Annotated in this window: 13 protein-coding genes; 1 reads left to right on the top strand and 12 read right to left on the bottom strand. The window is 37.7% G+C overall.

The window, feature by feature from the left end:
- Window positions 1-16: 16 nt before the first annotated feature.
- The 8 genes from SH601_RS12525 to modA all read right to left on the bottom strand — a co-directional run bounded on the left by SH601_RS12525 (window position 17) and on the right by modA (window position 9199).
- A complete protein-coding gene (locus tag SH601_RS12525) occupies window positions 17-2656 on the bottom strand; it encodes a YhgE/Pip domain-containing protein (protein ID WP_319958662.1) in 2640 nt (879 codons plus the stop codon).
- A gap of 37 nt (window positions 2657-2693) precedes the next feature.
- Window positions 2694-3260: a TetR/AcrR family transcriptional regulator gene (locus SH601_RS12520; protein WP_319958661.1), complete on the bottom strand. Its 567-nt coding sequence runs from the start codon at window positions 3258-3260 to the stop codon at window positions 2694-2696.
- A gap of 146 nt (window positions 3261-3406) precedes the next feature.
- Window positions 3407-4399, bottom strand: a complete 993-nt coding sequence (locus SH601_RS12515; protein WP_319958660.1) for a Gfo/Idh/MocA family protein — start codon at window positions 4397-4399, stop codon at window positions 3407-3409.
- A 63-nt stretch (window positions 4400-4462) separates the two neighbouring features.
- Window positions 4463-4759 (bottom strand): YerC/YecD family TrpR-related protein, encoded by a 297-nt coding sequence (locus tag SH601_RS12510; protein WP_319958658.1) that lies wholly within the window; start codon window positions 4757-4759, stop codon window positions 4463-4465.
- Between the two features lie 18 nt (window positions 4760-4777).
- On the bottom strand, window positions 4778-5818 hold the full coding sequence (locus SH601_RS12505) for a DUF3048 domain-containing protein (protein WP_319958657.1): 1041 nt from the start codon (window positions 5816-5818) through the stop codon (window positions 4778-4780).
- A 154-nt stretch (window positions 5819-5972) separates the two neighbouring features.
- Window positions 5973-7715, bottom strand: a complete 1743-nt coding sequence (locus SH601_RS12500) for an adenine deaminase C-terminal domain-containing protein (RefSeq protein ID WP_319958656.1) — start codon at window positions 7713-7715, stop codon at window positions 5973-5975.
- 94 nt (window positions 7716-7809) lie between these two features.
- A complete protein-coding gene (gene modB, locus SH601_RS12495; RefSeq protein ID WP_319958655.1) occupies window positions 7810-8460 on the bottom strand; it encodes a molybdate ABC transporter permease subunit in 651 nt (216 codons plus the stop codon).
- Window positions 8435-9199 (bottom strand): molybdate ABC transporter substrate-binding protein, encoded by a 765-nt coding sequence (modA, locus tag SH601_RS12490; protein ID WP_319958654.1) that lies wholly within the window; start codon window positions 9197-9199, stop codon window positions 8435-8437. Before modA ends, modB begins: the two co-directional genes overlap by 26 nt.
- 524 nt (window positions 9200-9723) lie before the next feature.
- On the opposite strand from modA, the gene moaC reads away from it, so the two are divergent.
- Window positions 9724-10209, top strand: a complete 486-nt coding sequence (gene moaC, locus SH601_RS12485) for a cyclic pyranopterin monophosphate synthase MoaC (RefSeq protein ID WP_319958653.1) — start codon at window positions 9724-9726, stop codon at window positions 10207-10209.
- 12 nt (window positions 10210-10221) lie between these two features.
- On the opposite strand, the gene SH601_RS12480 is transcribed toward moaC, so the two are convergent.
- The 4 genes from SH601_RS12480 to purH form a co-directional block, all read right to left on the bottom strand.
- A complete protein-coding gene (locus SH601_RS12480) occupies window positions 10222-10737 on the bottom strand; it encodes a MogA/MoaB family molybdenum cofactor biosynthesis protein (protein WP_319958652.1) in 516 nt (171 codons plus the stop codon).
- Between the two features lie 33 nt (window positions 10738-10770).
- Window positions 10771-10974, bottom strand: a complete 204-nt coding sequence (locus SH601_RS12475; protein WP_319958651.1) for a hypothetical protein — start codon at window positions 10972-10974, stop codon at window positions 10771-10773.
- Window positions 10975-11216: 242 nt separating this feature from the next.
- The gene (purD, locus tag SH601_RS12470) at window positions 11217-12467 is read right to left on the bottom strand and encodes a phosphoribosylamine--glycine ligase (protein WP_319958650.1); all 1251 of its coding nucleotides are present in this window, start codon (window positions 12465-12467) and stop codon (window positions 11217-11219) included.
- Between the two features lie 66 nt (window positions 12468-12533).
- A complete protein-coding gene (purH, locus tag SH601_RS12465) occupies window positions 12534-14069 on the bottom strand; it encodes a bifunctional phosphoribosylaminoimidazolecarboxamide formyltransferase/IMP cyclohydrolase (protein ID WP_319958649.1) in 1536 nt (511 codons plus the stop codon).
- Between the last annotated feature and the right edge of the window lies 1 nt (window position 14070).

The following is a 14070-nucleotide window of genomic DNA, read 5'->3' as shown; positions in this document are numbered from 1 at the left end:
CTCGCAAGACGATATCTTATTCTACCAATCGGCTATCTTTTGATTTACGAGCAGTATGGTCAATCCTTTTAGCAAGTAACGGCTTCAAGATTACACCGATAATGATCGCAACACCCCAGAAGATGGCAAGCATTATCATATTGTACCTAACAACCTCTGGTACAACTCCTCCAACAGCTTCGCGCAATAAATCTATTCCATATGTAAACGGAATAAACGGATGTACATGTTGGAAGAATGGTGGTGCCACTTCCACTGGGAAGGTTCCTCCACTACTAGATAACTGCAACACTAACAAAATAATCATGAGCGCTTTTCCAATATTACCGAGTATCGATGCAAAGGTATAGACAATCGTCATAAAGACAATGGATATAAAGATCGAATACAAGACAAATTGGACTGGATTATGCGCATAAACACCAAGTATCGTTAAATCCCCAATACTGGCGATGATAGCTTGCAAAATACCAACGATAACAAATAAAATCATTCGCCCAAAATAAATTTGACGTAATGTATAATCTTCTCGACGATCTAACTTATGCAGATTGGTCGATACTAAATTGGATAGTAATAATGCCCCTACCCATAAACATAGTGTCGTGTAAAACGGCGCATTAGCAGATCCATAGTTTGGTACCGGAAATAGGTCTTCCTCTTCTAAGTGGACCGGGCTTGCGAAAAAGTCACTTTCATCAGCTAAATCATTTCGTAAAATAGAAATTAGTTGATTCAGTTGATCTTGCGTTTCTGCATCATGCACTTTATCTGCTGCTTCTTTGACCCCTTTTTGTAACTCTGGCAACTTATCCTGACTGAAGGATGCTAATTGGTGTATAGCAGATTCAACAGTAGATTTGTTTTTCTTAATTTCATCCACTACATTTAAATAGGTTTCTTCAATGCGCGGAAAATCATCTTCTATAAAACCTGCTAATGTATTCACTTTTTCTTCTACGTTCGGTAAATCATGCTCAACAAAACCACTAAAATCATGGATCGCATTTTCTACTAACGGAAAAGCACCTTGCATCTTTCCGTTTACTTCTTCCCATTTTTCCTTCCATTCCGGCAAGTCTGCTTGAATGGTTTCCATATCTTGCTCAATATTATCCATTACCTCATCTGCATTACTTAGTAAAGACTGTAATGAATCTTTGATATCATGAAGTTCATCCATATTCATATTTGATTCAGAGATCGTGGATTGCATTTGATCAAAACTGTTATTTAAACTACTTTCGCCATTATTCTCTAACCATGTTGATAAACTGTCCGTATGTTGCTGAGTCGTTTCAATATGGTTAGCTATCTCTGTACTATCAGAACCACTTATTAATGCATCCACATCTTGATTCAATTGATTGAAGCTTGCTTTTGTTTGCTCCATTTCATCAATAAATCCAGTCATACTTCCATCATCTGACACCGAAGCAAGGTTATCATATACTTGAATATTACTTTCTAAATAAGCAATATGACCGACAATTTCTTGCTTAATAACGGATAAATCTGGATCAACCTCTGAACCTTCTGCAGGTTGGATATATGCACTTAATTCGGTCAGGGTTTGATCCATTTTCACCAATTGTGTTTGAGAAGCACGAACGAATGGTTCTGCATCTATATCTGCTTCCGATAAAAAGGACTGAATATCCTCGGCATATTGCTCAATCGTTTCTGCATGCTCATCAATGTTAGCTAGTTTTTCTTGTGTAGCATGAATCTGTTCTTTTGTATCTGCTAACCTCTCTTGTGCATCTGTCAAAAAGTTGGCTACATCATCAAACATTGGACCTACATCATTAAATCGGTCAACTGCATTTTTTACATCTGGTAAAGCATCTTCCACTTCTGTTATATGATCGGTTATTTCATAAATCTTCGGGAATTGCTTTTGTAGTTCTAGTATTTGATCAGTTCCTTTATGGATTTCCGGCAGATAATCTTGAATATCCATAAAATGATCAATCTGTTCATCAATATCATCCCAGTCATCGTCAATTTTCTGAATGAAATCACCTACACGAACAATTTCTGGCATATTTTCATCTAACTCATATAAAGCACTTTTAATTTTTCTAATCGTTGGCAAATCTTCTTCTAATCGAATACCCAACTCATTAAATTCTTCAAAAAGTGTGGAAGCCGCTGTATCGACGAATTGTTCATTAATCGTATTGACAATAGTCGACGCTCCTGCAGATGTCATCTTAGGTGCGATAGCATTTTTCTTCTCATTCACTTGATATGTTACGGTTGTTTGTACAGGCTCACCATCGATAACCTTCGCTAATTCCTCTGAGAAATCTGCATCGATGTAAATACCTGCATAATAGTCGCCTTTTCGTACCCCTTCTTCAGCATCTTCTCTATCCGTAAATACCCAACCTAAACTATTATTATCCTTCAAATTATCAACGAGTTCTTCCCCGACATTTATCTTATCGTCTTGAATCGTAGTTCCTTCATCTTCATTAACTATTGCTACTTTTACTTCCTCTGTATTGGCATATGGATCCCATGAAGCACTTAAATTAATCCATGCGTATAACGAAGGTAAGATCGCTAAGCCTAATAATAGAATCCCGACTAGTGGAACACGTTTTATATTGCTTACATCTTGTTTGAAAATGTTCCATACATTTTTCACGCTAATACCTCCCTAACTCTTTGTGTTATTCTTTCACTCATGGCGCTAATCCTTCAATAAAATATAAATTTATGAGTGCTGCTACTTGATCTTTTGGTAAAGGTTGATGGCGCACTTTCCAATCATTGACTAAATTAATATACATTTTAAACATTAAAAATGCAGTTATTTTCGGGTCGCAATCCTTGATCTCCTTCTTCTTAATAGCATGTGCAATTTTCTCTTCAATAAAAAAACAAATTGCTTCTTCTAATGATTGCAATACTTCATAAACGACAGGAGTACCGAAGTCCTTAAGTTCCTGTGACAGTTTAATAATTAACTCATGTTGCTCCCGGAATTTTAACATTCCTTGTACTGCTTCATGGAAATAATCAATAAATGATTGATTCTCTTCTATTGTTTTTAACGCAACAACATGCATCTCATGAACAACATTGTTCATAATTTCTTGAAGTAACTCTTCTTTATTGGAAAAGTATAGATAAATAGTGCCTTTTCCCACACGAGCTATCTTTGAGACTTGATCCATCGTTGTTGCTTTATAACCGAATTGTGAAAAAGATTGTGCTGCCGCATCCATTATCAATTGTTTTCGATCCAAAATAACTTCCTCCTAAAAACTGACTAAAATACTTTTTTGGTCATCAGTCAATCATACACCGTTTTAGAAGCAATGTAAAGCTACGTTATTATACAAAAACCCCTTATTCTTTTACCATTGGTAAAAGAATAAGGGGTAAGATAGTTTTATTTAGAAACTTCATCAGCTGGGAATACTAAGCCGATTTCTTTTCTTGCTGCATCCAGTATTCTCATCGTTTCAATCGAATTTTCCCATGTGTTTACGTTATTTTCTATTTCATTATTCTCAATAGATTCAATGAATGATTTCGTTTCGTAATACATGGAGTTTTCTTGTTGTTCACCATCCACTTTCTCTTCGGTACCATCTTTATATACAACCTTGATATCTTTCATATCAGAAAATTTCCCGATCACTATCGACCCATTTTCACCTTGTATTTCAGAGGGGATTTCTGAATTAGTTATTTTGGAAAACATACACACACCATTTAATGATGGATAATCAACGGTTACCGTTCCTTCTCCATCTACACCAGACTCAAGCATATAAGCTGTAGCCTTCACCCGTTCTGGTTTACCAAACAATGCAACCATTGGATAAATACAATAAACACCGATATCCATCAATGAACCATTAGATAATTCTGGCTTAAATGCATTTAATACAACACCCTCTTTATACTTATCATATCGAGAGGAATATTGACAAAAGTTTGCAACAAAGCGGCGAACTGGTCCAATCTTTTCAAGACTTTCTTGCAGTCGATTAAAATTAGGAACATGGGGCGTTTTCATCGCTTCCATTATTGTTACATTATATTGTTTCGCTGTTTCAATCATTGCCCGAACTTCTACTTCATTTGATGCAAAAGGTTTTTCCACAATGACATGTTTACCACCTTTCATGCAGGTAATCGCATGTTGGCTATGTAAAGCAGTAGGCGATGCAATGTATACTGCATCAAACGCATCGCTATGTGCAAACGCTTCTAAATCTGTGTATGTATGTTCTACATTATATTTACCTGCGAATTCTTTCGCCTTCTCATCTGTTCGTGAATAAACAGCGTGTAGTTGAAAACGATCAAGCTGACTTGCCCCATCTAAAAATCGATCAGTAATCCAATTTGTTCCGATAACTCCAAAACGAATCATATACTCTACCTCCATATGTTTATTGAAAAAGAGTCCCTCTATCATAAGAGGCACTCTTTTTTCCTACTCTTTTTCCTTCAATCGGTCTAATACTGTGCGGTAACCATCCGTGCCATATGCTAGACATCTTTTCACACGAGAAATCGTTGTAGATGATGCACTTGATTCCTCTGCAATAGCTGTATAGGTTCTACCTTCATCAAGCATTTTAGCAACTTGCAATCGTTGTGCTAGTGCTTGAATCTCATTCATTGTAGCAATATCATCAAAGAAACGATAACATTCTTCCCTGTCTTCCAGTGATAAAATAGCATCGAATAATTGGTCTAATTGTTCGCCACGCAATTTATCAATTTGCATGGTATTCATCTCTCCTTTTTATTCTGCCTCGCTTGACAGCTCTACACTAGCAATACCACTACTAGTAGGAATGACATTGATCCATGTTTGTCCTGGAACAAGCGGAACAGGCTCTCCATCTCTCGTTGGGATTATTCTACCATCAATTCGCTCCCATTGCACGTTTTCCACTTTACCTTGCTGTAAGAGTAAAGCATTACCACCAGATTGAAGATCAATTTCCCGACGTCCTTCATCATCGATGACTTGATGTGGAGTCTCTAAAATAAATACATTATCAAGCGTGATTGGCGTACTGTCCATATACTCGACTGTTTGCATACCGTCATTATATCGTACATACTGAGCTAACTGTTCATCATAGTGATAACGAACACTATGATTGCCATAGTTAAAACGTACATCTGTTGCTGTGTTACCTTCTACTGTTTCATCTTCTGCTAAAAAGGTTATCGGCTCATAATCTGCTTCAAGCGGATAACCTTGTTCCTCTGCACGTTCATAAATACCGTTAAAGATCGCATAAGAGTTATGTGGTGCGACACGGTCAGTAGAACGCTCAAAAAGCACTTTATCATCATCAAAATACATACCATTTAAGCCTTGAATGCCACCTGTTTGGACCATATTCTCAATATGATCGGCTGCACCATGATAGACATAGATAGCGTTATAGTCATTCGCTAGATTAAAATAATAAGGTCTTGCACTTCTGACAGGACCTACTTTATTAGGAATATCGCTTTGAAAAAGTGCCATAAAGCGAGTAGTATTTCCTTCTGCAAGAATCTCAAACACTACATCTGCATGTGACAGACCTGTTTGTGGTCTTGCATCCGGATGATTGTTGACCATCACAGCCACTAACCGATTATGTACATCTGTTTCAGTCGGCAATCCTGTTAAAGGATAAACACTGTCAACACCACTCTCTTCCTCCTCTTGTATATTTACATCATTTGAATCTACTTGTGCTTTTTCTTGCTCATCATCACTTGAACAAGCAACTAAAGCAATTAACACGGTTAATAAAATAAACCATTGTCCTTTCCTCAACATAAACAAATCCACCTTCACTTCCAAAATATCAAACTATTGATCATACTCATTTAAGTCAATAGTACTATTTTAGTATAGGGGAAAAATGGTGGGATTACTACCCTTTTGTAAAATGTTTAAGCCCTCTTTCTTCAATTAAAAGAGGGCTTGAATATTATCTCATAATAGCCGGGAATAGTATTTCTTTTTTCTTTACATCAATGATGCCAAGTGGTGTTACACGAACAAAAGGCAAGTGCATCGACGATAAAAATAATAAGTTGTATGGCGGATCCTGATATTGATACCCATGATAAATCAACAGTTCTTTCAAATGTTTATCTTGTTCAATTAAGGTTTGCATCGTTCCGTTATACATCATTCCAGCAATTTGTAACGGTAATTCAAAAATAACTTTCCCTTCATGTACAAGTACAATACCGCCACCAAGTTCTTTCATTCTTGTAAATGCTAGCAATAAGTCTGATTTACTCTTTCCAATTAAAATAATATCTCCTGTTAAAGAATAGGAACTACACAGACCACCTAATGTTTTCGTAAATCCTTTGACTACTGTATTGACACGCCATTTACCTTCACGATCTATTAACATCAGAAACGATTCATCTGACTGACTCCTAATTTCTTCTGTATTACAATCAATCGTAATTGGATAAGGTTTCATGATAACATCGTTGACCATTTTTAAGCCTACAGGCATCGAGAATTGTAAATCTCTTTCTGTTAACTGCCAATCCAAGTCAAGTTCTCCTAATCCGTACTTATGCCAATCGACATTACTGTGTTGTTCCACAAGTTTTCCTTCTTTTTTCAACCATTTACCTTTTGCTATAACAGATTCAGGTGTAGCATTATTCTTCTCTGATAGAATATTCACATGCGCTACTCGACCAGGAGCAATTCCGCCTAGCCGCTCTTCCAAATGAAATTGCTCCGCTGCATTATATGTTGCCATCATATATGCCTCAATTGTCGGTACACCATTATCTATCGCAATTTGGATACATTCATTAATCAATCCATTTTCGTAAAAGGCAGGTGTAGAACCGTCCGTTGTCATTGTTAAGAAATCATAGGAATCAACACCTAATTCTTGTAATTCCTTTAGTAGCTTTGGTAAATCAGGGCGTACGGATGAATGACGCAACCCCACACGATAGCCCATTGATAAACGATTATACACTTCTTCACCTGATAATGCTTCATGGTCTGAACTAACACCTAGTAGCTTCAGTTTTACTAATGTTTGCTCAGAAGCGCCTGGAAAGTGACCTTCTACTGGCTTACGCAACCGCTTTGCTTCTTGCATCCAATAAAGAATTCGATCGTCATCACGCATAACTTGTGGCCATGCTGTTAATTCCCCACCTTGAACAACCGCCTCATGCTCTAGCCATGCTCTTACTTCTTCATCTTTAAAAATTTCTTGTTCTTCATTGATAACAGATTGTGAATCAAACCTTGCCCACCAATACATCGATACAGGTAATTGCATAAAATCTTCTAACAAGGAGAACGCTTTCTTTCTAGTTGTTAAATAAAGCCACGGCAAATTATCATTCATCAAAGTCGTTGTGCCAGTCTGACCAGCATGCATCGCTAATTCATGCGGATTATACAATTGAAAAGGATGTGCATGTGGTTCAATGTAACCTGGAACCACATACTTCCCTGTACACTCTACTACTTCTACACCAGCTAACGATTGTGGTAATTCGGATCCAACATATACAATACGATCATGATAGATCCATATATGTGCTTCCAGCCATTTACGAAGAAATACATTTAAATAACAAGCATTTTTCAAAACCATTGTCGGGGACTCTGTACCATCGATTACCGCAACTTGCTTACGGATTTCTTTATTTCGCCATCTATATAAATGATCATTCATACTAATCTCCTCGACTTTTCCTGTATTTTCTTCTATTCTACCACTTATTGTTAGCGTTTTCATTGTGTGCTATTTACAAAATTTCACTCTGTTTTTAGGCAGATTTACGTACAAATAAAAGCATCACAAACGATACGACAACAATCGATAAAACCCATGCCCATGCTAATGTCATTTTATTTGATTGAAATGCTACATAAATAGCCATCGGAACTGTTTGCGTTCGCCCAGGAATATTGCCAGCAAACATAAGGGTTGCGCCAAATTCACCTAATGCTCTAGCAAAACTAAGTACAATTCCTGAGATAAGTGATTTTTGAATAAGTGGCAATGTAATAAAGCGAAGCACTCGCCATTCACTAGCACCATCTATTCTGGCAGCCTCTTCTGCACTTCTATCTACAAAAGATAAACCTGTTTTTACCGATTGATACATGAGAGGAAATGCTACAACGACAGCCGCTATTACTGCTGCCCAAATCGTAAACATAAGGGATTGATGAAACAGCAGGTTCGTTAGTTTCCCTAAAAACCCATTTTGTCCAAATAGCATAATTAAAATAAAACCAATCACAGTTGGTGGTAATACAATTGGTAACAATAAAATCGTTTCTAATATAACCTTCCCTCTAAATCTTTTATATGTCATGAGCCAAGCTATCGTCGTTCCTAAAAGAACGACGATAACTAAAGCTAATAAAGAAATGATTACTGATAATTTAATTGGTTGAAAAAATGCTTCCATCTATATCACCATCTACTTTGCCAAATCCATATTGTTCAAAAATATTCGCTGCTTCTTCTGTTAATAAATATTGATAAAAGGCTTCTACTGCAGGCTTGTTATTGATTATACCGACAGGATAAATAATCGCATCATGTGTACCAATTGGTAAATGTTCATTTATTTGCACCTTATCTGAAGTAAGTGCATCTGTCCGGTAAACTAAACCTGCATGAACATCACCCTTTTCGACATACTGCATTACTTGTCGTACATCTTTTGTAAAAACAAATCTACCTTCTAACGCTTCATATATTCCTTGCCCTGTTAATGCTTGTTTGGCATAATCACCTGCTGGTACCGCCTCTGGTGTACCGATTGCTATTTGTTCAAAGTTGTCTATTTCCGAAGCTAATTCTGTGTCTGCCTGCTGAATCCAAACAAGCTCATTCGCTAATAAAGGAATTTTATAGTCATCATCGATTAACCCTTCTTGATACACTCGTTTGAAATCATGAAGTGATGCAGAAAAAAAGATATCTGCTGGCGCACCTTGTATAATTTGTTGACTTAACGCACCAGATCCGCCTGCATTCACTGCTACTGTATAGTTTGGATTTTCCGCTTCAAATTGTTCGATGATATCTGTCATTGCATCTGTTAATGACGCTGCGACAGATATGGTTACCTCTTCTTTCTCTTGCCCACATGCTATTAAAAGCGTTAGTGCAAATAAAAATATGTACAGTACTTTCTTCATTTCCTTGTTCCAAACCTTTCCTTTGGCATTTTGGGGTCTAAAAGCGTGAGCTATTCGGAGAAATACGCTCACTCATTCTACTTCTAGTGAGTGGTAGACAATCGCTAAATTTGTTGCGAGAAAAACACTAAGGTTCTATGTCCATAGAGCACGTATTAAGTAATAATCCGCTACATATAACGGAGGCAAAACACGAAGACTCCTGCGGGAACTCATGCGAACTGAAGCTCCACTTTGGAAAGTGGTTTTCTTCACAAAGTTAGCAGACCGCCGTACCCAGCGGCATAGAAAACACTACGAGAGCGTTCTTTGCTTGAGTTGATGTTGCACTTGTGCCCAGAGGGCGAAAGCGTAGTGTTTTGTCGGAGTGATTTGCCAGCACTAATTATCAATAAGCTGGAAGAAAGCTTACCTCACATGAGGCTATCGTTTTTAGACAGTGAATTTTGATTTTTTATCTATTTACCCTTCTATTATAGCATGTATTTTTGTAGTATAATGTGATCGGAGAGGAAGTGATTGAATTGGCTGAATTTTCTCATATAAATGAACAAGGACGAGCTAAAATGGTAGATATTACAGAAAAACAAGTGACAAGCAGAACAGCTATTGCTCGTTCCAGCATTTTTGTCAACAAAGAAATCTATACAAAAATTGTAGATCAAACTATCGGTAAAGGGGACGTCCTTTCTGTCGCACAAGTTGCAGGAATTATGGCCGCAAAACAAACCTCTACGATTATTCCAATGTGTCACCCACTACCATTGAGCGGTGTGAATATTCAATTTGACTGGGAAAGTGATGACGATACATATGAACTTATTATTACGGTAGAAGCAAAAACGAAAGGAAGTACTGGTGTGGAAATGGAGGCATTAACAGCAGCCTCTGTAACAGCCCTGACCGTTTATGATATGTGCAAAGCCGTTGATAAAGGTATGGTGATTGGACAGACATATTTAGTTGAAAAAACCGGGGGAAAAAGTGGGGTATATCGGAGAGAGGGCTAAGATTTCTGCCCTCTATTTTTCTAGGTCTTTATGTATCTCTCTCATCACATGCCCCAACTCTGGAACTATCAATTTTTCCATTGCTAGTTTAACTGCTCCTGATGAACCTGGTGTTGCAAAGATAGCTTTATCTTGCACTACACCTGCTGTTGCACGGGAAAGAATCGATGCCGAACCAATATCTTCTGTATAGCTAAGCATGCGGAAGATTTCACCGAAGCCAGGCATCTCTTTATCTAGCATACTTTCGACTACTTCAATCGTAACATCTCGCTTGGCGATTCCTGTACCACCATTAATTAAAATCGCATTAATATCATCCTGCTGAATACCTTTTTCAATTGCTTGGGCGATTTCAGTTTGTTCATCTTTGACGATTTCGTAAGCATTAACTTGATACTCATGACTCTCTAGATATTGATACATGAGCTTTCCACTTTTGTCCGTTTCTTTTGTTCGCGTATCACTTACGGTAATGATTTTACATCTAACTGTTTTAGGTGCTTCTTGTTTATGTGCTTGTGACATGGAGTAAACTAGCTCCTTTACGATTATTGTTCTTCATTCCTTTTGATATTGTAATGGTATTACTTCATTATCCTCAAGAGCTGCTTCATATAACAAAATGTCACCAACTGGCGGCTCCATCGTATTCTGATCATAATAAAAGTCATCTCCCAATGCAATGATCCATTTCGCTTCATTATTTTCTTCTAAGACGATAATCAATATGCCATATTGGTGGAGTTGTTCCCATTTAAACAATGGAGATAAATGGACTGCAACTTCATGAATCTACTAACTAGAATTTTGAAGAATAGAGATTGTGGCAATCAAATAAATTAGGAATTATGGGCGTTTTACGTTGCGATCAATCATGCGATCAAAAAAGAAAGTTGGTATGGCAACTTTCTTTTTCCCTTGAGTTATGTCCTCGAGGCGGCTTATCAACGACTTAACTTCTACTTTCCTCTTCGTTTTGTCATTGATAAGCCTTTTTCTTTTGATCAATTAAACCCAATATCTTTGCGATAGAAAAAGTCATCTGTTTGATCAAATCGTTGTAAATATTGATAGATTTCTTTTTGTGCTTGTTCTGGACTATCTTGGATCGATCCAACTAAGAGAACACGGCCACCTGTTGAAAGGTATGGTCCATTTTCTGCTTGAGCTGTTCCTGCATGGCTAACATAAACTTGATCAGACTCGTCTAGATTAGGAAGCTCTACATGTTTTTTATAGGAGCCTGGATAGCCTTTGGAAGCAACAACTGTTCCGATTGCATAGCCATCTTTCCATGTTAATTGCGGATCTTTTCCTGCTGTTACATCCTCAATTACTTGAATAAGGTCATTTTCCAATAATGGCAATACTACTTGTGTTTCTGGATCACCAAAGCGAGCATTAAACTCAATTACTTTCGGCCCCTCTTTTGTTTCGATTAAACCGCCATATAACACACCTGTATATGTGCGCCCTTCTTGTTTCATTCCTTTTGCAACAGGCTTCAAGATCTTCTCGACGGTAAACTCTACATGTTTCGGATCTAAATCTGGGACAGGTGAATAAGCTCCCATTCCTCCTGTATTTGGTCCTTCATCATTGTCATAAGCACGCTTATGATCGCGAGCAGGAACCATCGGGAAAACATTTTCTCCATGAACAAACGCAAACAAGGAGAATTCTTTTCCTTCTAAATATTCCTCAATAACTACTCTGCTTCCAGCTTCACCAAATTGGTTGTCAATCAACATATTTTCCACAGCATCTAGTGCTTGGCTCTCTGTCATTGCTACAACGACACCTTTTCCAGCTGCTAGTCCGTCTGCTTTAATGACAATTGGCGCACCCTCTTGTTGTATGTATGCCTTTGCTTTATTAACATCCGTGAATGTCTGATATTTCGCTGTCGGGATATCATATTGTTTCATAAAAGCTTTAGCGAAGTCTTTACTTCCTTCAATGATTGCTGCTTGTTTCGATGGGCCGAATACTTTTAAGTTCTTATCACGAAAAGCATCTACCACCCCTTTTGTTAAAGGGATCTCCGGACCTACGATTGTCCAATCGATTTGTTCTTTTTGTGCAAAGGCAACTAATTCTTCGATTGCATCATCCTTAATTGGTACACATGTTGCATCTTGGGCAATCCCGCCATTACCGGGTGCAGCAAAAATCTCTGTTACACACTCACTCATCTTTAACTTTTTGACAATCATATGTTCACGGCCACCGCCGCCAATTACTAATACTTTCATGACAGCCTCCTGTTATCTTGTTTATTTGTGAAAAAGGATTCCCAACTTAATGAGAATCCTTGCTGCTTAATGTTTGAAGTGACGCATTTTAGTGAATACCATTGCGATGCCATGTTTATTACATTCATCAATTGAATCTTGATCACGCTTGGATCCACCTGGTTGGATAATTGCTTTAATTCCTGCTTTTGCTGCATTTTCGACTGTATCTGGCATTGGGAAAAATGCGTCAGATGCCATCACAGCACCATTTGCTTTTTCTCCAGCTTGTTCAAACGCAATACCTGCAGCACCTACACGATTCATTTGACCAGCACCTACGCCGAGAGTTTGATCACCTTTTGCGACGACAATCGCATTAGACTTCACATGTTTCACGACTTTCCAAGCAAATAGAAGCTCCTCAATTTCATTTGCATCAGGTTTACGATCTGTTGCTACTTCTAAGTTATCGGCAGATACAGACCCATTATCACGATCCTGTACGAGTAAACCACCGATTACACTGACAACTTTCTTTGTATCATTTTCGTTTACTTGCATAGGTGTTTCTAGCAAACGGATATTTTTCTTCACTGTTAAGATTTCAATTGCTTTGGCAGAAAAGCTTGGTGCAATAACGATCTCTAAGAAAATATCTTTTAATTGATTAGCTGTTGCTTCATCTACTTCACGGTTTAATGCAACAATTCCACCGAAAATAGAGATAGGATCTGCATCATATGCTTTCGTAAATGCAGTAGAAATAGTATCTCCAACACCTACACCGCATGGATTCATGTGCTTAACCGCTACTGCTGCTGGTTGTTCTGGGAATTCTAACACGATTTCTAGTGCGGCATTTGCATCCTGAATATTGTTATAAGATAATTCTTTACCGTGCAATTGCTTCGCATTAGCAATCGATGCACCTTTTACATTACCCTCTTTATAAAATGCTGCTTTTTGATGTGGATTTTCCCCATAGCGAAGTGATTGTACTTTTTCAAATGTTTGGGTAAGTGTTTCTGGGTCTTCCTCATCTGTAATATCGACAAAGTAATTAGCAATCATCGCATCATAGTTAGCAGTATGACGGAATACTTTCGCTGCTAATTGTTTACGAAATGCTACTGTTCCAGCATTATCAGCTAAGTTTTCTAATACTGCATCATAATCAGTTGGATCAACGACTACTGTAACATCGCGGAAATTTTTTGATGCAGCGCGAAGCATTGTTGGACCGCCAATATCGATATTTTCGATTGCATCTTCCTCTGTTACTCCTTCTTTTGCAATCGTTTCTTTGAATGGATAAAGATTGACAACAACTACATCAATTGGTGCAATATTACGTTCTTCTAGCTGTTGTACGTGTGATTCTTGATCGCGGCAAGCAAGAAGGCCTGCATGGATATATGGATGCAATGTTTTAACACGACCATCCAAAATTTCATCAAAGTCCGTTATTTCCGAAACACCCTTTGCAGGTAGACCAGCCTCTTGCAATGCTTTTAATGTACCACCTGTTGAGATTAATTCATAACCTAATCTGTCTAGTCCTTCTGCAAAAGGCACTAAATTACTCTTATTAGATACGCTTAGTAATGCACGTTTTTTCAAC

Origin of the sequence: Gracilibacillus pellucidus, assembly GCF_033949965.1 — a bacterium.
Lineage (GTDB): Bacteria > Bacillota > Bacilli > Bacillales > Amphibacillaceae > Gracilibacillus > Gracilibacillus pellucidus.
Note: the sequence above shows the minus strand (reverse complement) of the source record. Positions and strands in the feature narration are given on the sequence as shown.